General features: G+C 63.8%; 21 protein-coding genes. 10 read left to right on the forward strand and 11 right to left on the reverse strand.

Going from position 1 to position 19,836, the window contains the following annotated elements; translation table 11 throughout:
• Positions 1 to 17: 17 nt before the first annotated feature.
• Positions 18 to 1,097: a glutamine-hydrolyzing carbamoyl-phosphate synthase small subunit gene (carA, locus tag ACERI1_RS04450; RefSeq protein WP_373616867.1), complete on the forward strand. Its 1,080-nt coding sequence runs from the start codon at positions 18 to 20 to the stop codon at positions 1,095 to 1,097.
• A 206-nt stretch (positions 1,098 to 1,303) separates the two neighbouring features.
• On the opposite strand, the gene ACERI1_RS04455 is transcribed toward carA, so the two are convergent.
• The 4 genes from ACERI1_RS04455 to ACERI1_RS04470 form a co-directional block, all read right to left on the reverse strand.
• A complete protein-coding gene (locus tag ACERI1_RS04455) occupies positions 1,304 to 2,230 on the reverse strand; it encodes an NAD(P)/FAD-dependent oxidoreductase (RefSeq protein WP_373616868.1) in 927 nt (308 codons plus the stop codon).
• Positions 2,220 to 3,413: an ABC transporter substrate-binding protein gene (locus tag ACERI1_RS04460; RefSeq protein WP_373616869.1), complete on the reverse strand. Its 1,194-nt coding sequence runs from the start codon at positions 3,411 to 3,413 to the stop codon at positions 2,220 to 2,222. Before ACERI1_RS04460 ends, ACERI1_RS04455 begins: the two co-directional genes overlap by 11 nt.
• 143 nt (positions 3,414 to 3,556) lie before the next feature.
• Positions 3,557 to 4,504 (reverse strand): glycosyltransferase family 2 protein, encoded by a 948-nt coding sequence (locus ACERI1_RS04465; protein WP_373616870.1) that lies wholly within the window; start codon positions 4,502 to 4,504, stop codon positions 3,557 to 3,559.
• A 49-nt stretch (positions 4,505 to 4,553) separates the two neighbouring features.
• Positions 4,554 to 5,261: a class I SAM-dependent methyltransferase gene (locus ACERI1_RS04470; protein WP_373616871.1), complete on the reverse strand. Its 708-nt coding sequence runs from the start codon at positions 5,259 to 5,261 to the stop codon at positions 4,554 to 4,556.
• A gap of 210 nt (positions 5,262 to 5,471) precedes the next feature.
• On the opposite strand from ACERI1_RS04470, the gene ACERI1_RS04475 reads away from it, so the two are divergent.
• The 3 genes from ACERI1_RS04475 (at position 5,472) to ACERI1_RS04485 (ending at position 7,457) form a co-directional block, all read left to right on the forward strand.
• Positions 5,472 to 5,753, forward strand: coding sequence for a winged helix-turn-helix domain-containing protein (locus tag ACERI1_RS04475; protein WP_373616872.1), 282 nt, complete (start codon positions 5,472 to 5,474; stop codon positions 5,751 to 5,753).
• Positions 5,754 to 5,928: 175 nt separating this feature from the next.
• Complete coding sequence (locus ACERI1_RS04480) at positions 5,929 to 6,750, forward strand: MBL fold metallo-hydrolase (RefSeq protein ID WP_373616873.1); 822 nt, start codon at positions 5,929 to 5,931, stop codon at positions 6,748 to 6,750.
• A gap of 29 nt (positions 6,751 to 6,779) precedes the next feature.
• Positions 6,780 to 7,457, forward strand: a complete 678-nt coding sequence (locus ACERI1_RS04485) for a YkgJ family cysteine cluster protein (protein ID WP_373616874.1) — start codon at positions 6,780 to 6,782, stop codon at positions 7,455 to 7,457.
• A gap of 313 nt (positions 7,458 to 7,770) precedes the next feature.
• Here the strand turns inward: ACERI1_RS04485 and ACERI1_RS04490 are convergent, their stop codons facing one another.
• Positions 7,771 to 8,181 carry a TRAM domain-containing protein gene (locus ACERI1_RS04490; RefSeq protein WP_373616875.1) on the reverse strand — a complete coding sequence of 137 codons (411 nt, stop codon included), beginning with the start codon at positions 8,179 to 8,181 and terminating at the stop codon, positions 7,771 to 7,773.
• 102 nt (positions 8,182 to 8,283) lie between these two features.
• Positions 8,284 to 10,011: a radical SAM protein gene (locus tag ACERI1_RS04495; protein WP_373616876.1), complete on the reverse strand. Its 1,728-nt coding sequence runs from the start codon at positions 10,009 to 10,011 to the stop codon at positions 8,284 to 8,286.
• A 112-nt stretch (positions 10,012 to 10,123) separates the two neighbouring features.
• Here ACERI1_RS04495 and ACERI1_RS04500 point away from each other — a divergent pair, with 112 nt between their 5' ends.
• Both ACERI1_RS04500 and ACERI1_RS04505 read left to right on the forward strand, forming a co-directional pair.
• Entirely contained in the window at positions 10,124 to 10,282 is a 159-nt protein-coding gene (locus tag ACERI1_RS04500) for a hypothetical protein (RefSeq protein ID WP_373616877.1), read from the forward strand.
• Between the two features lie 233 nt (positions 10,283 to 10,515).
• Entirely contained in the window at positions 10,516 to 10,986 is a 471-nt protein-coding gene (locus tag ACERI1_RS04505; protein ID WP_373616878.1) for an Hsp20/alpha crystallin family protein, read from the forward strand.
• 79 nt (positions 10,987 to 11,065) lie between these two features.
• Here the strand turns inward: ACERI1_RS04505 and ACERI1_RS04510 are convergent, their stop codons facing one another.
• Both ACERI1_RS04510 and ACERI1_RS04515 read right to left on the reverse strand, forming a co-directional pair.
• Positions 11,066 to 12,250, reverse strand: coding sequence for an NAD(P)/FAD-dependent oxidoreductase (locus ACERI1_RS04510; RefSeq protein ID WP_373616879.1), 1,185 nt, complete (start codon positions 12,248 to 12,250; stop codon positions 11,066 to 11,068).
• 477 nt (positions 12,251 to 12,727) lie between these two features.
• A complete protein-coding gene (locus tag ACERI1_RS04515; protein ID WP_373616880.1) occupies positions 12,728 to 13,021 on the reverse strand; it encodes a hypothetical protein in 294 nt (97 codons plus the stop codon).
• A gap of 152 nt (positions 13,022 to 13,173) precedes the next feature.
• Between ACERI1_RS04515 and ACERI1_RS04520 the strand changes: the two genes are divergently transcribed.
• Positions 13,174 to 13,413 carry a CDGSH iron-sulfur domain-containing protein gene (locus tag ACERI1_RS04520; protein WP_373616881.1) on the forward strand — a complete coding sequence of 80 codons (240 nt, stop codon included), beginning with the start codon at positions 13,174 to 13,176 and terminating at the stop codon, positions 13,411 to 13,413.
• Positions 13,414 to 13,443: 30 nt separating this feature from the next.
• Here ACERI1_RS04520 and ACERI1_RS04525 read toward each other — a convergent pair whose 3' ends face one another.
• Genes ACERI1_RS04525 through ACERI1_RS04535 form a run of 3 tightly spaced genes read right to left on the reverse strand, consistent with a single transcriptional unit; the run spans position 13,444 to position 16,990 of the window.
• Positions 13,444 to 15,870: a heavy metal translocating P-type ATPase gene (locus ACERI1_RS04525; RefSeq protein WP_373616882.1), complete on the reverse strand. Its 2,427-nt coding sequence runs from the start codon at positions 15,868 to 15,870 to the stop codon at positions 13,444 to 13,446.
• A gap of 2 nt (positions 15,871 to 15,872) precedes the next feature.
• Positions 15,873 to 16,751: a sulfite exporter TauE/SafE family protein gene (locus ACERI1_RS04530; RefSeq protein WP_373616883.1), complete on the reverse strand. Its 879-nt coding sequence runs from the start codon at positions 16,749 to 16,751 to the stop codon at positions 15,873 to 15,875.
• Between the two features lie 14 nt (positions 16,752 to 16,765).
• Complete coding sequence (locus ACERI1_RS04535; RefSeq protein ID WP_373616884.1) at positions 16,766 to 16,990, reverse strand: cytochrome-ba3 oxidase subunit; 225 nt, start codon at positions 16,988 to 16,990, stop codon at positions 16,766 to 16,768.
• A gap of 100 nt (positions 16,991 to 17,090) precedes the next feature.
• Between ACERI1_RS04535 and ACERI1_RS04540 the strand changes: the two genes are divergently transcribed.
• Genes ACERI1_RS04540 through ACERI1_RS04550 form a run of 3 tightly spaced genes read left to right on the forward strand, consistent with a single transcriptional unit; the run spans position 17,091 to position 19,835 of the window.
• Positions 17,091 to 17,318 (forward strand): hypothetical protein, encoded by a 228-nt coding sequence (locus tag ACERI1_RS04540; RefSeq protein WP_373616885.1) that lies wholly within the window; start codon positions 17,091 to 17,093, stop codon positions 17,316 to 17,318.
• Complete coding sequence (locus ACERI1_RS04545; RefSeq protein ID WP_373616886.1) at positions 17,315 to 18,106, forward strand: cupredoxin domain-containing protein; 792 nt, start codon at positions 17,315 to 17,317, stop codon at positions 18,104 to 18,106. Before ACERI1_RS04540 ends, ACERI1_RS04545 begins: the two co-directional genes overlap by 4 nt.
• The gene (locus ACERI1_RS04550; RefSeq protein ID WP_373616887.1) at positions 18,093 to 19,835 is read left to right on the forward strand and encodes a b(o/a)3-type cytochrome-c oxidase subunit 1; all 1,743 of its coding nucleotides are present in this window, start codon (positions 18,093 to 18,095) and stop codon (positions 19,833 to 19,835) included. Before ACERI1_RS04545 ends, ACERI1_RS04550 begins: the two co-directional genes overlap by 14 nt.
• The last annotated feature ends 1 nt before the right edge of the window (position 19,836 follow it).

The raw sequence follows: 19,836 nt of genomic DNA on the forward strand, positions 1-19,836 counted from the left end.
CCGATACGTAGATCGTAATGACGGAAGCCTACGTCGCACTGGAAGGCGGCCACGTACTCGAGGGACGTGGTCGCGCGTCAGGTACGGCTCGCGGTGAACTCGTTTTCACAACAGCATATACCGGTTACGAGGAGAGTCTGACTGATCCCTCCTACGAGGAACAGGTCCTGACCTTCTCGTACCCGCTGATCGGCAACTACGGCGTCCGCGAGGAACGCTTCGAGTCCGACCGCGTCCACCCACGTGCGGTGCTCGCGAAGGAACTCACCGAAGATGTCGCCGAGTGGCTCGAAAGCGAGGGCGTCCCGGCGGTCGACCACCTCGACACGCGCGAGGTCGTCACCGACATCCGCGACGGCGGTGCGATGAAATGCGGCATCGCCGTCGGCGAAGACGTCACCGAGGAAGACGCACTGGCCGAACTCGAGGCCTGCAAGGCCATGAGCGACCACACCGACATCGGTGCACAGGTCAGCGTCGACGAGCCGGTCGTCCACGGCGACGACAACGACGGCCCCGACGTGGCACTGATCGACTGTGGCGCGAAAGGTTCGATCGTCGACTCGCTGCTCGAGCGCGACGCGACCGTCCACGTGTTCCCCTACAACGCGGCCACCGAGAACGTCGCGGTCGTCGAGCCAGACATCCTCTTTATCTCGAACGGTCCCGGCGACCCGGTCAACTTCGAGGGCGCGATCGAACTCGTCGAGGAATTCGTCGAGGACACACCCGTCGCCGGCATCTGTCTCGGCCAGCAGATCGTCGCCGAGGCACTCGGCGGCTCGACCGAGAAGATGGACTTCGGCCACCGCGGCGTCAACCAGCCGGTGCTCGATCTCGAATCCGGGCAGGTCGTCATGACTACCCAGAACCACGGCTACACGGTCGCCGAGCCGGGCGAGCACCTAGAGGTCACCCAGATCAACGTCAACGACGACACGCCCGAGGGAATCGACGGCGTCGAGTACGACGTCATCACCCGTCAGTACCACCCCGAAGCGAACCCCGGCCCCGAAGACACCCTCGACTTCTTCGACGACGTGCTCGCCATGGCTTCCGGGCGAGCGGACTCGCGAGCGGTTCCCGCAGACGACTGATCCCGGTCGCTGCGTTTCGGTCCACCGATTGTAACTGCTACCGGTCAGCAGCTGCCATCGTCCGTGGCCGGTCGGCTGTTTACGGCGACGGGCTGTGTCACGAGAGGTCGGTGTACCCACAGGACGGTCGCAGATCCGCCGGTAGCTACTGACAGGAGTCAGTCTAAAGCCAACCGGTCCGAACGAACGCTCGAGCGGGTTCGACGTCAGTCGTCGCCTGCTCCGCTCTCATCGAGTCGATTGGCGTACGCACGGATCGCGTCGTCGTCGATGGCCTCGAGCAGCGCGTCGTCGTCGAGCGCGGCTGCCAGCCGGCGGTGGCCGCGGTTGGCTCGCTTCGCTGCGGTTTCGGCCTCGATATAAGCCACCTCACGGTCTTCGGCAGCGGTTTCGGCGAGCCGACGGATCGTTTCGGGTGTGAGGTCGTTCGGCGCGCTCTGATCGAACAGGTCGATCCACCGCTCGGGATCGGTCCACTCTGCACGTCGGTTCACAGCCTCGCGCCGCCAGTCGTAGTACGGTGCGAACCGCCCCCAGTAGCCGTCGGCTTCCCGCAACTCGCGAAGCAACGTGCGCGCAACCGTCGCGCCGTGGCCGGCAGCGATAATCACCTGATCGCCACAGCCAGCGAGCGGGCCGGCAACGTAGAGTCCGTCGACGGGCGTCCGCCCGTCACTATCGGGAATCGCGCTGTCGAATCGCTCGCCGTCCTCGCCGTCGTGGTCGTCGGTGACGAACATCGACCCGTCGTCCAGCCCGCGGAGATACGAGCCGTCGTACTTCGTCGCGGCGATTACGAACCGCGCCGTGACCGGGTCGCCGTCCTGTGGCTCGAGTCGAAAGCCACCGCCTCCACGAGCCGTCACCGAGTCGATCAGGTCGGCGACGACCCGACAGCCGGTCGTTTCGGCGTGATCGCGTGCCAGTTCGAGGAACGTCTCGGGTTCGAGTCCACAGGGGAAGCCGAGGTAGTTCTCAAGGGAAGCACAGCGTCGCAGCGAGGAGGGGCCGCGATCGAAGACGACCGTCTCGAGGCCCGCGCGGGCGGTGAAGACGCCAGCCGAACAGCCAGCAGGGCCGCCGCCGACGACGGCGACTGTGGTGTCGTAACTCGTCGCGTCGTCACTCTCCATCGCCACCCGCCCCAGTGACGATGCTCGCAACCCGATCGCGGTCGAACAGTTGCTCTGAGGCCGGAATCTCCGGATAGGGCTGGCCCGCCTCGTATCCCGGCCACGCGCCGAACTGCTCGGGATAGAGCTGTTTGGCGGTCATCTCGAGCTGGAACAGGTTCATGATCGGCCCCTGGTAGCGCATTCCGCTGGCGACGACGCGGTCGTGTTGTACCGCCGTGAGTTCGCTGCCGGCAGCGTGTGACTCGAGACGCTGGCGGATATCCGCGATGGCGTAACTCGAGGTGATCCCCCAGAGGTGGAGGATGACGTCCGGATCGGCCTCGAGCATCGTCTCGTAGTCGACGGTGCCCCAGTCGCCCGACCATTCCACGTCGGCGAGCGCGTCGTGTGCGCCCAGTGGTCGCGTCTCTGCCTGCCAGAAGCCAGGCGTGTTGAGGTGATAAGTGTAAAACACGCCGTCGCCCAGCGTGACTCTGGCGACCGTCGGTCGGTCGTCTTCGGGCGGCAGGTTCGACTCGATTCGGGCAAGCGTGTCCTCGTAGACGCCTTTGAGCGCCTCGTAGCGTTGGCGCTCGCGGAAGACGGCTGCGACCGTCTCGAAGAGTTCCCAGAGCGTGTAGTACTCGTAGCTGTCAGCGTACGCTGCCGCGGGTTCGCTGTGGACGCCGCTGTGGTAGCTGCCGACCCACGGAGCCACCGTATTGGTGATCTCCTCGATATCGGACGCGTCCCAGTCGTCCTGGGTCGTTAGCACGTACGACGGGTCGAGGAAGTGGACGTCGCTTTCTGCACTGTAGAGTTGTTCTTTGGTCACGCCGTTCTGGAGCGGATTCGTCAGGCCCTCCCAGTCGAAGGAAACGCCCGGAAGCCGCTCGTAGAACTTGTTCATCGTCGTCCCCGACATCTCGGGAGCAAAGAGCGTGCTCACCGCGTCGCCGTGGCCGAGTGCGACCGCCATGTCCGCGTACTGTGTGAACGTGACGAAGGCGTTCTCGGGGACGGCGTCGAACTCTAGCTTTCCCATGGGAGCCATCGTCACCGTGTACGACCCGCTTTCGTCTCCGTTCTCCGGGTCAACACCGGTTCCACCGATACAGCCGGCCAGTGCCGTCGTTCCAGCCGCAATCCCCGCCGTCATAACGTCCCGTCGGCTCGAGCCGAACTGCCGTTCCGTGTGCATAGGATTTAGGTCCGCCTAATATTTCAAAAGCCGTTCGATTTAGGCTGGCCAAAAAGTGCGAACTCGTTCGATATCACGCGCTACCGGGCGAAACGATTACTCAGTGAACGTGTGCGTGAGTACCGCGCCAGTGCCGACACTGCTCACCGCCAGTCGTAGACCTGCACTGCGCGATCGTGTCGCTGTGAGAGCCCGTTGGGGTTACGACGAGGCGAGCGATCACTGAACCGAGCACGAACGCCATCCCACAGGCCGTGTGTGACGTTCGTGACAACGTCGGTGCCGTCGGCGAACCAGCCTGTCGGCGTCGCCTCACCGGCTGCCAGCCGGGAGACGCCAGCAGCCCCTTCCCGCAGTGCGCTGCCTGCAGTTCGAGCGAAGACACTCGGTCGCAGTCCGTAGTTTTTCGCCAGCCGGTACGACAGCGACCGATAGGCCGCACCCCAATCATGGTCGGCACGGCCACCGTCAGGACGGAGTTCCGGCGAGGATCGCCTCGAGTCGATCGACGCACCGCCAGCGGTTTCGATCTCACAGCGAACAGCCATCGCCGCGTTCCACGACACCTCGAAGTCGAGACTCGCAGCCCGATGTGCACAATCGCGCTCACCAGCCTGTGTGAGATACTCGTCGAACCCGTCCATCGCATCGAGGACGGCTCGGTCGAATGCGACGTTATCTCCGTGGAAGTGAGTGATAGTCTGGCCAGCGACGGAATCGGACGACTGACTGGCGTGGATCGGACGACCGGTCACGGGGCCGGTGACGACGTCGGTCCCCTCGGCCATCGACTCGTCGATAGCTGAATACCAGCTGTGATCGATCGCGTACTCGCCGTCGAGAAACGCGACGACCTCGCCCGTTGCGAGCTCGAGGCCGGCGTTGCGGGAAACGTTTGGATTGCGCTCGGAGATTTCGACGAGCACGTCGATGTCATCGCGGTCACGGACCACGCCAGTCGTTCCGTCCGATGAGGGCCCGTTGACGACGATGTGCTCGGTCTCGGTCGGTGTTCGCTCGACGAGCGCGTCGAGACACGACACCAGTCGCTCTCGGTCGTTGAGCGTCGAGACGACCACCGAGAGCTTCATACCCTACAATAGGAGACCCTCGTAGTAAATAGGTTGGATTTCAATCGGGTCAGCGAACACGTGCGTTCCAGTAGGACACCGACGCGACGTGGTCGGTGACTGGCAACGTCCCGACCGCCTTATCGAGCGTCCGGAGCGGCGACGCGAGCGCGTTGGGGATCGATCGATACAGCCCGTAGGGCAGAAGGAAATCGTCTTCCACGTCGACGAGCGTCAGGTCCGTCTTCGCGAGCAGGACCGCGATCTCGCTTTTCGAGTAGAGACGTGACCCCATCGGCAGCGCCCAGTTGTAGATGCTACGGGTCGAAAAGCGGTTGAACGTGTCGAAGACGATCTGATCACGGGAGACGCGACGCATCTCCGCTAAGAACGCCTGCGGATCGTCCGCGAGATGGAAAAACCGCATCGCGATGACGGTATCGAAGTGATCGTCCGGGAACGGCAGTCGACCCGCATCACCCCGGAGGAACTCGAGCGTCCCCGCGAGCTCGGTGTCCTGTGCTTTTCGTCGTCCCTGCTGTAACATCGCTGCCGAGATGTCCAGTCCTATGACATCGGCTCCCTGGTGGGCGAGCATGACGGTAAACCGCCCGGTACCACAGGCGATTTCGAGGACCTTCCGATCCTCGACGGGCATGATCGCCTCGAGGACGGCTTCTTTCTCCCGACGGTCGATCAGCTGGCCGCCCCGGGAGAAGCGCTTGTCGTCGTATTCCTCGGCGACGTCGTCGGCCTGGTACCACTCCTGTCCTTTCACACTGGGCGAATCTACTGTCGTGCTGGGATAAAACGATACTGGAGTCCCGCCGACGAACCCGGCTCTGTACTGCTATCTTGCGTGACCATCGTTGCCGAAACCCGAACTATATGGCTGTGTTAATACCTCATTCATATGCCTTATACAAACTTCAGTATCCGTATCCACATATAGGGAAGCTTTACCACCGACGACGCCGCTGGCTCGAGTATGAGCATGAGTACAGCCGAAGACCGTGCCACCGCTGCCGAGGAACTCCTCTCCGAGGAGGAATACCGCGACCGACTCCGTGAGCTACCGCCGAGCGCGAAACTCGTTGCGAAAGTGTTAGAGACCGACTCGCCGCTCTCGCAGGGACAACTCGCCGAAGAATCGCTGCTTCCCGACCGCACCGTTCGCTACGCGCTCAACCGACTCGAGGACGTCGGCCTCATCGGCTCGCGGTACAGCTTCCGCGATGCACGCAAGCAGGTGTACTACCTCAATCACTGAGACGGGCTGCTGTCACGAGTGACCGGTGGGTCCAAGGGCGGTCGCGGTCCCACCGGCACTGGCTGACAGGCGTCCGTCTGACTGGCTCGCGCACACTCGACGGTCACGGACGGTTCTGTGCGAGAAAGCAACCGGCGTCGATAGATCCTTTTTCGCCCGAACACACTGTCGAGATATGCACGTCACGCGGTGTCCGATCCCGGTCGCGACGCGCGCACCGGGTGGGGAGACCAACGCCTACCTCGTTAGCGCAACCGAGACGCGACACGACGGGGCCGGCGACAAGCCGGCAATACTCGTCGATCCGGCAGGGAAAACGGATGCGCTCGACCGACTGCTCGAGGCCCACACCATCGACCACATCCTCGTCACCCATACCCATCCCGATCACGTCAGTGCCGTCGAAGCATACGCAACCGCCACCGACGCAACGCTCTGGGCTCGCTACGGTCGCGTCGATCGATTCCGTGACGCGGCTGGCTGTGATCCTGACCGCACGTTTACGCCCGGCACGACCATTCCGCTCGGCGACGAACGCGTCCAGGTCCTCGACGCACCGGGACACGCCCCCGACCACGTCGCGCTCGAGGCCGGTCGCGGCGGACCGATTCTCTGTGGCGACTGTGCCGTCCGCGAGGGCAGCGTCGTCGTCGGCGCGCCGGAGGGGGATATGCGGGCGTACATCTCGACGCTCCGCCGGCTCTGGGCGATCGACCCGCCGGCACTGTATCCCGGACACGGTCCCGAAATCGAGACCCCTCGCACGACCCTCGAGCGCCTGCTCACCCACCGGGCCGAACGCGAACAGCGGATCCGGGAGGCAGCCGCGATGGGTGCCGACACTGTCTCGGAGTTCCTCGAGAGGGCGTACGACAAGGATCTCTCGGGTGTGCGCGATCTCGCGCGGGCGACGGTCGCCGCCCACCTCGAGAAACTCGCCGTCGAGGGTCGCGTCGCGTGGGACAACCCGCCGGCGTCGCCGCTCGCGGACGACTGACTTTTCCCTGTCGACACCGACCATCAGGTGTGCAATCGCTCGAGGCCGAACTCGACACCGCTCGCCAGCTTGCAGTCGCCGATCTCGCGGACGCGATCGAGTCGATCGGCTTCGAGTGTACCCGCTGTGGCGCCTGCTGTACGACCGATGGCGGGGACGACCACACCGCAACGGTGTTTCCTGACGAAGTGCGCGACCTCCAGCAGGCGACCGCGACTGGCGACGAAGACCGCGACTGGCGCGACGTCGCCCGCCCAATGCCCTACGGCCTCTCCGAAAGCGATGACGGCGGCCTCGAGGGCGAGACCTTCGAGTGGGCGCTTCAGACCGACGGCTGTGGCGACTGCGTCTTCTACGAGGAAGCCGACGACGGGACGGGTGCCTGTGTCGCCCACGACGACCGCCCGCTTATCTGCCGGACGTATCCATTCAGCGTCGCGCTCGCGGGCACCAGCCAGCCAATGGGCGAAGCCGTCGATGAGGAGGGGATCGTCCGCGCCCACGAGTGCGAAGGCCTCGGTCGCGACATCTCCCGCGAGGACGCCGAGGAGTTGGCACAGGCGCTGAAGGAACGCGCGGTCCGGGAACTCGAGGAAGCAATCGCCGTCCGAGATAACTACCGGCCCGCCGATCCTGACCTCGGCGAGGTCGTCGTCCACGATTCGGAAGGCACGAAACGAATGGATGGGACGTCGCTCGAGGACTGAGACGGTCTACTGTCAGTCATTGCCGGTGCACCCGCGATCACCCTGCGGTTGCACCGGTACATCGGTACAGCAAACCGTATGAGACGGACTCCTGTCAGCGGGTTCCAGTGAGACCACAATCGTTCTGCAAGGCCATCGGAAACTCATGACGGCAAACCGTATTCAGTAGTGGCCATCGTACGGCGCGCTTCGCGCGCCGTTTCCCCGAGCGCGCCGGCGGCGCGCTCGGCTCTTTTTTGGTCGAGATTTTTTGACGGGGATTGAGGCCGGCGTCGAAGACGCTGGCCGATGTCCCCGTGAAAAAAGGTCGTTGTTAGAACGTGTCTTCGATTATCTCGCCGACGGCGAAGTTCGATTTGACCTCGGTGACCTCGATTTTGACGCGTTCGCCGACATCTGCACCGGGCACGATGATGACGTAGCCGCGTTCGACGCGGGCGATGCCGTCGCCCTGTTTGCCGATGTCTTCGATCTCGACGTAGCGCGTTTCGCCGACGTCGACCGGTGGCTGTGGCTCGGATGGCGCGCTCTGGGGCGTCGTGGTCGTCGTCCCCTCGTCGCCGCTGGCGTCGTCCTCACGCGAAATGAGCGCGACGCGATAGACCTCGCCGGGATCGATGTCGCCAGTCTCGACTTCCTGCCGCGGTACCTCGATAACGTAGCGATCCTCCTCTTCCGAAACGTCCGTACTGAACAGACACAACAGTTTTTCAGATATCTCCACAGGTAGACCCTCTATTTCACCTCTGATTCCCATCCATAATAGAACTACCGACACAGAACTGCCGATTGACGGAAAAAGCGCCCGTTCGTGGAGCGATCGGGGTCAGTTCACGCGCTCGAGCGGTCGCGTCGTGACGAACTGGGAGAGATCGACCGTCGTGTCGAGCCCGGCGTCGGCGACCGACTCGTAGGGGCGATCGACGACAATGTCGCCGGCGGTGCTGGACCCGATACCAGGGATGGCGGTGAGTTCGTCCATCGACGCCGCGTTGAGGTCGAGCGGATACGGGACGCCAGTCACCGATCGATAGCCGTGATCGACGACCGCGACGTCGATCGTCTGGCCGAGGTCACGCTCGCCCGGTATCCCGACGAGCAACGGATAGGTGCCGAGTTGGCGGCCAAAGGTCGTCCCATCTTGGTGGTACTCGAGGTGGACGTTCGGCAGGACGGTGCCGGGGGGAGCGACACGCTCGAGCATCGGATTGTCGATCTCCTCGCGAACCTGCTTCTTGTAGCGTTTGAACAGCTTCTTGTGCTCGTTGGCGATCTCGGCCCCGGTGTCGGACATGTCGGTGCCGTCGAAGGCCATCACCTGTCGGATGTTGATCCGCCGGAGCATGTAGCCCTCGTTGTAGACCCGCTGGAGGAACTCGAGATTACGTTCGTAGGTCTCCTCGCGTTCGCCTTTGAGGCCGTGCAAGAGGTTGATCCCGGGCAGCAGTTTGGGCAGTCGCCGCGGCGCCTCGTCGCCGAACGTCGGCGCATCGCCGGGATCTTCGCCGGGTCGCCAGCCGGCTTCCTCGTTGACGATCCGAACTGCCTCGAAACACTCCTCGGCTGAGACGTTCAGGTTGTTCTCCTCCTGAACCACCGGATCGGCAGACTCGAGGCCGAACGCTGCCGTGTCGCCGGGTGTGTTGTGCTCGGCGATGATCCGGATCCCCTCGCGGCTCTTCTCGGGCCACTCGACGATCGTGATGGGGTTCATGTTGTCCAGATGCAGCGTCTCGAGGTCGGGTGCGACCTCGTGGATTCCGCCATAGAGCTGCCGGAGGGCGTCGGGGTTGGGCGCTTCGCCGTCGCCGCCGTAGGCGAGGATGTCGGCCTGGCGACCGATCCGGAAGTGTTTCACGCCGTAATCGGAGAGGGCGTCGACCTCGCCGACGACCGTCGGCGGCGGCCGAAACGTGGGATTGCCATACAGCGGCTCCGTACAGAACGAACAGCGGTAGGCACAGCCACGGGAAGTCTCGAGTTCGGCGATGAGGTGATCGGGATGATTCGGGTGTTGGTCGACGACGAACGCACCCTCCCGGGCCCACCGCGAGACCTCGTCGACGTCGCGCATGCGGTTGTTAAACCCCTCGAGGCCGCTTTCAACGAGGTCGAAGACGGCGGCCTCGACGTCGCCTTTGGCGACGAAATCGAAGTCCAGGTCCTGGCGTTCGGTCTCGGTCGCGCCGGCGTTTTCGTCGCCGACGCCGAACTTGACGGGACCGCCCATCAGGCTCGTGCCGCTCGCGGTCCAGGCGAGTTTGCGGACCTCGTCGGGCTCGGCCGGTGTGCCGCCGACGTACTTCCCAGGGACGGTCATGCCCCCCAGATAGATCATGAGATCGGCCTCGTCGACGTCCCGCCAGCGGTCGGGGTCGTCGCGAAGCCCGTCGATCGTGTGGTACGTAATCCGCTCGCGGGGAACCCCCGCGTCGACGAGCGCCCCCGCGGCATAGCGAGGATACGTCGAGATGTACGGCGGCACCCCGAAGTGGGCGGGCTCGTCGACGTAGCCGTCGACGATCGTCACCGACAGTGTCTCGGGGTCAGTCATGGCTCCCGATAGCGCCTCGAGTGGTAAAACGGTGACTACACGCGCGAGCGTAATCATCGCCGGTTTTCCGCCAACCACGGTGTTGATAGGCGTCGTGGCGCTAGGTCCTGCTATGCCAGCGACAGAAGAGATCGTTTGTACCAACGAGGACTGTTTTCTCGATCTGTTCGAGAATCACTACACCTACGACGTGCCCGACGACTTCGAGCTCTCGGCGCTGTCGTGTCCGGTCTGTGGTGGCACTGACTGCCTCAAGCCGGTCGAACTCTAGTAGTGTTTGGACGCCCCCACACGACAGCTCGTGGTTGTGCCACCATCGCTGCCACCCGGCGAGACGCGGTAACTGCCAGATTCGTCAGACGTTTCTTTTGTCCGGAGCAAAAGGGATATCTACGGGGCGATCGTAACCGTTCACACGGTCATGTCTGCCATGTACTGTCAGGCCCTTCTCTCGGTCTCCGTGACCGCCGCCCGCGTCGCATGCACCGCCCGAGGTGACGTCCTGTGAGATTGAACGCTCTCGGGAAATCGCTCGGCAACGCACTCTACCGGCAGGTCGGTCGTGCGAGCGGTCGCGTGCAGAACCATCGATCGCTTCCCGTCGATATTCTCGAGAACGACACCGCCTATCGCGTCGTCTTCGATGCGCCCGGTGCCGAATCGGACGACGTACAGGTCCGCTATCTCGACGGAACCGTCAGGATCCAGATCGACCGGTTCCGGCAGTTTCACGAGGGCTACGACATGCAGTTTCCCGGTCGGGGGATGTCACTGTCCGGCGACGCTGAGTTACCAGCTGACGCGGTCGTCGATCCGGACGCCGGAACGGCGCGGCTTTCAGAAACAGGGACGTTAAGCGTCGAAATTCCGAAGGCGTCGGCGATCGAGGACACGTCCGAATCAGCGTCGGGACTCGACATACCCAGCGACGAAGTGGATCGCGACACGGAACCAGTTACCGTCGACAACGAGTGAGACGAACTCCTGTCAGTGGGTGTCGGTGGGACCGCGGCCATCCTGCGGGTGCACCGGGACGCAGTGACAGCAGCCCGTCTCAGTTCGGCTCAGGCGACATCCCGTCGACGATATCGAACGCCTCGTCGCCGTCGAACCGCGTCGGATCGAAGGCGTCGATCCCCGAGCTACCACAGATTTCTGCTGCGAGTCGCTGTCCGATCGACGGTGCACGCATGAAGCCGTGTCCCTGGAAGCCGGTCGCGACGTACAGCCCATCGCGGACTGCGCCGACGAGTGGATCGCGGTCCGGCGTCGCCGTACAGAGGCCGGCCCACGCTCGCTCTGTGTCGCCATCCGCAAGCCCCGGAACGCGGTGGGCAACCCGTTCTCGGAGGTCGGCAGCGAAGTCCGGATCGGCGTCGCGGTCGTAGCCGCCGGGGTCGGCCTCTCGATTCTCGGTGCCGTCGCCGACGAGAACGCCGTTCTGGTGGGGTCGCAGGTAGAATTCACCCGTCGCGTCGTAACACATCGGTTCCGGGAGGTCACCGTCCATGACCAGCGCCTGCACCCGGTAGGGTTTGACGGCGAGCGGAACGCCCGCATCCGCGAGCAACGCCTTCGTGCGTGCGCCAGCCGCGACGAGCACCGTATCGACCTCGTGGATCGAGCCGTCCGGACGGATTACTCGCGCTGGATCGGTGCGAACGCCGACTGGCGTGTCAGTCTCGAGGGTCGCCCCGGCACCGGTAGCCGCAGCCGCGAGACAGGCGGTGTACGCAGCCGGATCGGCATATCCAGCCGCGCCGGCGATTCCAGCGACGGCAACATCGTCCGTCTGCAGGGCGGGGAATCGCTCCCCGAGCGCGTCGGCGTCCATCTCGAGGGCGACGATGCCGTTGTCCTGCATGCGCTGGACCTGGTCGCGGATCGCGTCGGTCCGGGTTGCATCGCCCTCACGGGCGAGCCAGACGTACGGACACTCGACGAACGGGAAGGTGTCGTCGCCCGAGAGCGTGCGAAACCGTTCGATCGCCTCGCCCGCGAGTTCGGCATCGAGCCCGTCCGCGAAGACGTCGTAGCAGATCCCTGCTGCTCGGCCAGTCGCACCGCTCGCGACGCCACCGCGGTCGTACAGCGTCACGTCCACACCGTCGCGTGCGAGGTCGTAGGCCGCGGTCGCACCGATGGCACCCGCGCCGACGACCGCCACCTCGAGTCCCGAGCCCTGCTCGGTAAACGCATCGGCACCGACGGCCAGTTCGGGATCATCGGCGCCGTTCATGGACGATCACTCGCCGAGACGTGTCGATACGGACGACTCGAAACGGGGCTCCAGATCGGGCACACACGGATAGAATCGCCGCTCATACCCAGCACTCGTGGTGCAGTCTACTTACCTCTGGGTGGTTGCGTCGCGGATTCGCAATCGGACAACGCACGGTGTGTGCGGTCGTGCCAGCCACGTCGAGAGAGGGAAAGGAAGGGTGAGGGGGTACGACGGCAGGGCGGAGCGCCATGGTTCAGTGCCCGATAGTGCCACCTGCACTGAATCACGCCGATCGGCACAGCGTTCGTGCGATCAGGTGAAGTGACGGTCAGTGGCTACTATAGATCTCCCTGCCTACAGCGATGTAGTATCCGATCACAGAAACGAGTGTTCCCCAAATAGTTTGGTATCTCATACTGCCAGACAACAATCCGTGAGGGCTCGAACGTGTCTCGCGTTCGATCGATGCGTGAACCGTGGTGTCAACCAGTATCAGGTGACGTACAGCGAATGCGCGATCACGAGGAAGCCGGCCAACACGAGCAGGCTCTCGAAGAGGATGCCCGTCATCAACGGGACGGCGAGTAGTTCATACAGCATGCCGGCGAGGACGAACCCGAGCGTGACGAGTCCGAATCCGAGCGCGAGATAGCCGAGCGCCGGCTGTCGAGTTCGCCGGTAGGCCTTGTAGGCGAAGAACGTTATCACGCCGCCGACGATGAGGACGAGCGTTTTGACGATCGCGAGTGCGACCGCAGTCGGCAGTGTCACGGCATGGAACGACATTGCTGTGCGTACCCGACATTCGAGAGCCCTACCAAGAACTTTGTCGTTCCCGGAGCGAGATATGTGTGACAACCACGTACGAGTCTCGGACAGGGACACCGCACTCACGGCTCGAGCGAAGCGTTTTGTCGCCGGCGGTCCGAAACGATGGCATGACACGACTTGTCGAACTCGAGGCGACGGGCCCACGCAAACTCGACCCGTCCGATATCGACGACGAGAAAGGCGATATCGCGGTCTGTCAGTGTGGCCTCTCGGAGTCATTTCCCTTCTGTGATGGGAGCCACCGACGGACGCGCGACGAAGACGACGAGACGACCTACGTCTACGAAAATGGCGAGCGCCGGGAACTCAAGCGGGTCGTCACAATTGACGAGGATACAGAAGTGTAACCGACAGTCAAACGGCGTCGGCTCACGTCGCTACATCGACCGCGAGGAGTTGAGGACGACCAGCGCGCTACTGGCAGCCATCGCGACGGCAGCGAACAGCGGGTTCAGCAGGCCAAGCACTGCCAGCGGGATCGCGACCGCGTTGTAAGCAAAGGCCCAGCCGAGGTTCTGTCGGATTCGCCGATGGGTGCTCGTCGCGATATCGAACGTCTCAGAGACGGCATCGAGATCGTCACCGACTATCACCGCGTCGGCCGCGTCGGTCGCGAGTTTCGTCCCGCTACCCATCGCGATCCCGACGTCCGCAGTCGCCAGCGCGGGCGCGTCATTGCTCCCGTCGCCGACCATCGCGACCGTCCCCCGGCTCCGCAGCCGGTCGACGGTTTCGGCTTTCGCCTCCGGCGGGACGCCGGCGAAGACCTCGTCGACGCCCTCGAGTGCGCGGAACCGATCGGCTGCCGCTCCTTCGTCACCCGTCAGAACGACGACTTCGCGACCAGCCGAGAGCGTCTCGAGCGTCTCTCCGAGCGCCTCTCGAGGGGAGTCACCGACGACGATGATGCCGCGAGCGTGGCTGTCCCAGCCGACGACGACGGGTACGTCGCCTGCGTCGCGGGTCTCGTCGATTCGAGACTCGAGGGAATCGGGAACGGCGAGCCCGTGCTCGCGGAGGAAGTCGGGGTGGCCAACGACGACGCGATCGTCGTCGACGCGACCGCTGACGCCGCGGTCGGCTCGTTCGAACTCGTCGACGGCGGTCGTTGCGTCCTCGGTGGCTGCGTCAGGGGCGGCGTCCGCGATGGCAGCCGCGATCGGATGCTCGGAGAGCGCTTCGACGGTGCCGGCTCGCCGGAGCAGTTCGTCGGCATCGACCCCATCGACAGCGTGAACGTCTTCGACAGCCATCGTCCCAGTCGTGAGCGTCCCCGTCTTGTCGAGGACGACGACGTCGACGTCTCTAGCGTCTTCGAAGATCGTCTCCGCGGCAACGACGATACCCCGCTCGGCGGCGGACTGAATCCCTGCGGCGATCGCAAGCGGCGTCGCGAGCCCGAGCGCACACGGACAGGAGACGATCACGACTGTCAGCCCGATCAACAGCGCCGTCGAGACGCTCGAGCCGGTCGCGAGCAAGACCGCGGTCGTCCCGACGGCGAGAGTGACGACCAGCGGGACGAACACCGTCGCGAGTTTGTCCGCGAGTCGCTGGACGCCCGGGCGGGCGCTCTGGATCGACCAGAGCAGCGAGACGAGCCGGTCGAGTGTGCTTTCTGCCTCATCGCCGACCGTGATGACCAGCGGCGCGTCGGTGACGACGGTCCCGCCTCGAACCGGATCGCCCGACTCCTTGCTGACGGGCAGCGACTCGCCAGTGACGAGCGACTCGTCGACGGCAGCCGACCCCTCCGCGACAGTGCCGTCGAGGGGAATCCGCTCGCCGGGACGAACCAGCAGACGGTCGCCGGGATCGATCTCCTCGAGCGGAACCGTCTCGCCGTTCTCGAGGCGGGCCTCGTCGACCTGCTGTTCGGTCAGTTCGGAGAGCAAGCCGGTCGCACGGCGTTTGACCGCCTGCTCGTAGTGGGTCCCCGCGGTGACGACGAGGATGATCGCGACGGTCACGTCGAAGTAGACGTGGGTCTGTCCCAGAACGGTCGCGATCGCGCTGAAGCTATACGAGCCGAGTGCGGCCAGCGCAACGAGCAGATCCATGTTCGGTCGGCCCGCCCGAAGGCTGACGTACGCCCCGCGGAGGGTCGGATAGCCGGTATAAAAGAGGACGAACGACGTAAAGACCCAGATGTTCGCCGTCAGGAACGTGCCGTCGTAGCCGCCGAAGTCGGCAATCGGCTCGAGGCCGAAGTAGGTCGGGTACAGAAACAGGATGTACCACGTCATAACCATCATGCCGAAAAAGGCTCCGAACAAGAGCGCACCGAGCCGATCGTCGGCGTCAGTGTCGTCGGCGCTCGAGCGGTCCGAGGCGGTGTAGCCGTAGCCGGAGACGATATCAGGGAGTTCGTCGGCGGCGAGCTCGTCGGGATCGTAGACGATCCGGATGGTATCCGTCGCGTAACTGGCCGTCACGCCACGGACGCCTGATTCGCGTTCAGCCGTCGTCTCGAGGAACGCTTCACACGTCGAACAGTGCATCCCATCGACGGCGAGGAAGGCGTCCTCGCCGTCGAGGTCGTCGAGGTCGGGGCCGTCATCGTCCATTCGGGACTGCAGCTCCGCCTCATCGGGGCCGTCGTCAGTGCGCTCGAGCGTCCGGGCGACCTCGAGACAGCCTTGACAGCAAAACGCGCCGTCCACGTCGGGTTCGGTGATCGGCGTCGGTGGGGTCGGCAGGTCACAGAGGTCGCAGGTTTCGGTGTCGGTCTGACTGGCGGATCCAGCGTCGACTGGGGCTGTCGCCGCGGGCGACTGCGCAGACCGCCGTGGATTCTCATCCATCGTTAGAACAGGTTGATGTACGGGAGCGGGACGTGTGGCAGATGGATGCCGTACAGCATCAGCCCGTGTGAGAGGGGAATGTAGCCGAGCACGACGAACGCAGCCCCCAGTCCACGGTGGAGTCGTACGCGCGTGTCGGGTCCGATCGTGTTCAGAACGGTCCCGTAGGCAAACAGCGTCGGAATCGTCCCCAACCCAAGAGCGGCGAGCGAGAGCGCCCCGCGCGTCGGTGAGCCGAGCGCGAACGCATAGAGGTATGCCGGATAAATGATCGGACACGGCATGAGACCGTGGACTGCGCCGAGTGCGACGATCCCCGGCGACGTCGCGTAACGGTCGATCCGACTCGAGAGGAGGTCGGAGAGTCGCCGGAAGACCGTCCCAATGATCGGCAGCCCGTGGCCGGGGACGGCAGTTTGTCCCCGGAGATAGTACAGGCCGCTCGTGACGATCGCGATTCCGACGAGGATCCCCGTCGCGCCTCTGACGCTGTCGCCGATCGCGGCGACGGCCTCGCTCGAGGCGATCGTAATCGCCCCGAGCAGGCCGAACAACCCGCCGACTGCGGCGTAGCTGACAGTCCGACCGAGGTTGAACAGCGCGTGCTGGCGCACCTCGTAGCCAGTAAGCGTATCGTCACGGCGCTTGCCGCTTGCCGCACCGATCCGGTCGGCGTAGGCCGTCACGAGTGGCCCACACATGCCCAGACAGTGTGCGCCGGCCAGTAAGCCGACAATAAAGAGGACGAGCAGGTTGACACGCTCGAGACCGGGGCCCGACGGCACCGACGCGCCCATCAGCGGCACGACCAGCGAGTGGACGCCGGACTCGAGAGGCAAAGCAGTCGGAAGCGGGCTCGATGCGGATGAAACGAGCGTCATCTGAACGGGTGGAGTTAGCCGAGAGTGCCGCTGCCGTCACCGTGGTGGCCGTGGGACGTCTCGACCGGCGACATAGCAAGGTACAGCGCGCCGTAGATGAGGCACGTGTTGAGCGCGCTGACGCCACCGGCAAGTGCCGAATGCGTCACATGTGCCATGATACCATAGACGATCAGCGGGATTAACGCAAGCAACCCGACAGCTGCTGCGTGCCGGGGTTGGAGTGTCTCGAGGCTCATACACACTCCTTTGACGGTCGGTAGCTTAATTCCCTAACCCGTTCCCAGTGGCCGGGAATGATGGCTGGCAGTAAGTCATCCCCTTTCCCAACCACTTCGTATGAGTTCGGCTATCGAAAAAGGGGTGGATGGGAAGCATCCCACTGATGAGACCGAGCAGATTCGTGAGCTCGGTCACGACGAGTACGACCCGATCGGAACAGCGATCCTGGTCGGGATCTACTTTCTCATACTGGTGGCATTGTGGATATTCATGTACTTCGTTGAGTTCCTGGGTAACGGGCCGACCGTCACTGGGGTACTGTTGACGGTGGTGGGGCTCGCATGAACATACACACCTACGAAAAGGCCTGGCTGGCCATCGCGATGGTGTTAATCGTCGGTTTCATCGCGACGATCACGTACGGGGCAGTCGGCCCCGGTATCGCGATGATCGACGACGATGGGGGCACCATCGACCCGGATACGATCAACGACGACGAGCGATTCAGTGACCCTGGCGTCACACACGTCAGTGGCAACGAGTACAACGTCAGCGTTGTCGCTCAGGCATGGTCGTACACACCAGGTGAGATTACGGTGCCAGCAAACAGCACCGTGAATTTCCACGTGACGAGTCGAGACGTGACACACAGCTTCACCGTCGTCGGGACCAACGTGAACACGATGGTCGTCCCCGGACAGGTCTCACAGATGACCGTCGAGTTCGACGAACCCGGCGAGTACGGCATTCTCTGTAACGAGTACTGCGGCGAGTATCACCACACGATGGAAGGTAAACTGAACGTCGTTCCCGAAGACGAGTTCGATCTGACCGAGGTCGATACCGAGGCCCCCGACGAGGCCCAGCTCGGCAACGAGACGACGATCAACGCGACCGTGAGCAACGGCATGAACTACGACCTCGAGACGACCGCCACTCTCGAGATCGGCGATCAGACGGTCGAACAAGACGTTACTGTGCCCGGCCACGGCAGTGAAGCCGTCGCGTTCGAGGTCGACACCGCCGACCTCGGCACGGGCGACCACGATTGGACGGTGACCGTCGACGGCTACGAGGACGGCGACACGCTCACCGTTACCAGCGCAACCGAAGGGGGTGATGGCGATGCGTAACGCCTACGTTGACCAGTTCCCCGACGAAGCACGCGTCATCAGATCCATCCTCTGGAGTTCCTTCCTCGCGCTGACGATCGGCGGGACGCTTGGGCTCATTCAGGGGCTGCACCGAACGAACGTCTTGCGGTTTATCAACCCGCCGGACTACTACACCGTCCTGACGGCCCACGGCGTCTTGCTGGTGCTTACGTTCACGATTTTCTTCCTCGTGGGCATCTTCACCTGGGCAGTAACGACCAGCCTCGATCGCGGTGTCGAAGACATCCGCTTTACCTGGGGCTGGTACGCCATGATGATGCTTGGAACACTACTGGTCGGCATCTCGATCCTCGGCGGCGTCGTCGAGCAGATCCCGATGAACGCCGACGTCCTCTACACGTTCTATTCGCCGTTCCAAGCCCATCCGGCGTTTTACGTGGGCTTAGTCCTGTTCGTCGTCGGCTCCTGGCTCGCCGGCCTCGATTGGTTCCGAACGTGGTGGGCATGGAAGAAAGAGAATCCCGACGAACGGATCCCGCTGCCGACGTTCATGGCGTTGACGACGATGCTGTTCTGGTATCTCAGCTCGATCGGTGTCGCCATCTCGATCCTCGCGTTCCTGCTCCCGTGGTCGCTTGGGATCATCGACTCCGTGAACCCGCTACTCACTCGGACGCTGTTCTGGTTCTTCGGCCACCCCGTCGTGTACTTCTGGCTGATGCCGGCGTACATGCTGTGGTACGTCATGCTGCCGAAGCTCGCCGGTGGGAAGCTGTTCAGTGACCCGCTCGCACGCGTCGTCTTCGTGCTGTTCCTGATCCTGTCGACGCCGGTCGGGATCCACCACCAGTATCTGGACCCCGGCATCGCGGAAGGATTCAAGTTCATTGCGATGACGAACACGATGTTCCTCCTGCTGCCGAGCCTGCTGACGGCGTTCACCGTCGTCGCCAGCATGGAACACGGTGCACGCCAGCGTGGCGGTGACGGCTATCTCAGCTGGCTCAAGGCGCTTCCATGGCGCGACCCGGCGTTTACCGGGATGGCGCTTGCAGGACTGATGTTCGCCGCGGGTGGCTTCTCCGGCATGATCAACGCTGGCCTGAACATCAACTACCTCGTCCACAACTCCTGGTGGGTCGTCGGGCACTTCCACCTCACCGTCGGCACCGCCGTCGCGCTGACCTTCATGGCAGCGTCCTACTGGTTCATGCCGCAGCTGACCGGTAAGGAGATCTGGAACCGCTCGCTCGGGCTGGTCCAGGTCGTGCTGTGGTTCATCGGCATGACCTTCATGTCGAACGCCATGCACCGCGCCGGACTGTTCGGGATGCCCCGCCGGACCGCCGAGCCGCAGTATCAGGGCTTCAACTTCGAGCCCGCCGTCGGGACCGTCGCTGAGATCGACGCACAGGTCGCTCTGGGCGCGGCGTTGCTGACCCTCTCGGTGTACCTGTTCATCACGAACATGGTCCTGACCACCATCGGTGGTTCCACCAGCGATGCAATCCCGGACAACACCTACGCCGGCACGCTCTCGGGGCCCGAGGACTCGCCGGCTATCATCGATAACCTCAAGCTCTGGACCTCGATCGCCGTCGTCCTCGTGATCATCGCGTACTCGCTCCCGCTTGCGAGCATCATCGACGCCGGCGGCCTGTTCGGTCCCGGCATCGACCCCTGGAAGCCCGGCGTCGTGGCCGACCCGAGCCTCGTCCTCGAGTCCGTCCGTGGGGTGATGCCCTAAT

This window comes from Natrinema sp. HArc-T2 (assembly GCF_041821085.1).
GTDB lineage: Archaea > Halobacteriota > Halobacteria > Halobacteriales > Natrialbaceae > Natrinema.

Bases quoted from the DNA above. Each gene is read 5' to 3' on its own strand.
- ACERI1_RS04455 (WP_373616868.1), bottom strand. From the start codon at position 2,230: ATGGAGAGTGACGACGCGACGAGTTACGACACCACAGTCGCCGTCGTC.
- carA (WP_373616867.1), top strand. From the start codon at position 18: ATGACGGAAGCCTACGTCGCACTGGAAGGCGGCCACGTACTCGAGGGA.
- ACERI1_RS04480 (WP_373616873.1), top strand. From the start codon at position 5,929: ATGCACGTCACGCGGTGTCCGATCCCGGTCGCGACGCGCGCACCGGGT.
- ACERI1_RS04465 (WP_373616870.1), bottom strand. From the start codon at position 4,504: ATGAAGCTCTCGGTGGTCGTCTCGACGCTCAACGACCGAGAGCGACTG.
- ACERI1_RS04510 (WP_373616879.1), bottom strand. From the start codon at position 12,250: ATGAACGGCGCCGATGATCCCGAACTGGCCGTCGGTGCCGATGCGTTT.
- ACERI1_RS04545 (WP_373616886.1), top strand. From the start codon at position 17,315: ATGAACATACACACCTACGAAAAGGCCTGGCTGGCCATCGCGATGGTG.
- ACERI1_RS04500 (WP_373616877.1), top strand. From the start codon at position 10,124: ATGCCAGCGACAGAAGAGATCGTTTGTACCAACGAGGACTGTTTTCTC.
- ACERI1_RS04520 (WP_373616881.1), top strand. From the start codon at position 13,174: ATGACACGACTTGTCGAACTCGAGGCGACGGGCCCACGCAAACTCGAC.
- ACERI1_RS04515 (WP_373616880.1), bottom strand. From the start codon at position 13,021: ATGTCGTTCCATGCCGTGACACTGCCGACTGCGGTCGCACTCGCGATC.
- ACERI1_RS04495 (WP_373616876.1), bottom strand. From the start codon at position 10,011: ATGACTGACCCCGAGACACTGTCGGTGACGATCGTCGACGGCTACGTC.
- ACERI1_RS04475 (WP_373616872.1), top strand. From the start codon at position 5,472: ATGAGCATGAGTACAGCCGAAGACCGTGCCACCGCTGCCGAGGAACTC.
- ACERI1_RS04525 (WP_373616882.1), bottom strand. From the start codon at position 15,870: ATGGATGAGAATCCACGGCGGTCTGCGCAGTCGCCCGCGGCGACAGCC.
- ACERI1_RS04540 (WP_373616885.1), top strand. From the start codon at position 17,091: ATGAGTTCGGCTATCGAAAAAGGGGTGGATGGGAAGCATCCCACTGAT.
- ACERI1_RS04460 (WP_373616869.1), bottom strand. From the start codon at position 3,413: ATGCACACGGAACGGCAGTTCGGCTCGAGCCGACGGGACGTTATGACG.
- ACERI1_RS04535 (WP_373616884.1), bottom strand. From the start codon at position 16,990: ATGAGCCTCGAGACACTCCAACCCCGGCACGCAGCAGCTGTCGGGTTG.
- ACERI1_RS04550 (WP_373616887.1), top strand. From the start codon at position 18,093: ATGGCGATGCGTAACGCCTACGTTGACCAGTTCCCCGACGAAGCACGC.
- ACERI1_RS04530 (WP_373616883.1), bottom strand. From the start codon at position 16,751: ATGACGCTCGTTTCATCCGCATCGAGCCCGCTTCCGACTGCTTTGCCT.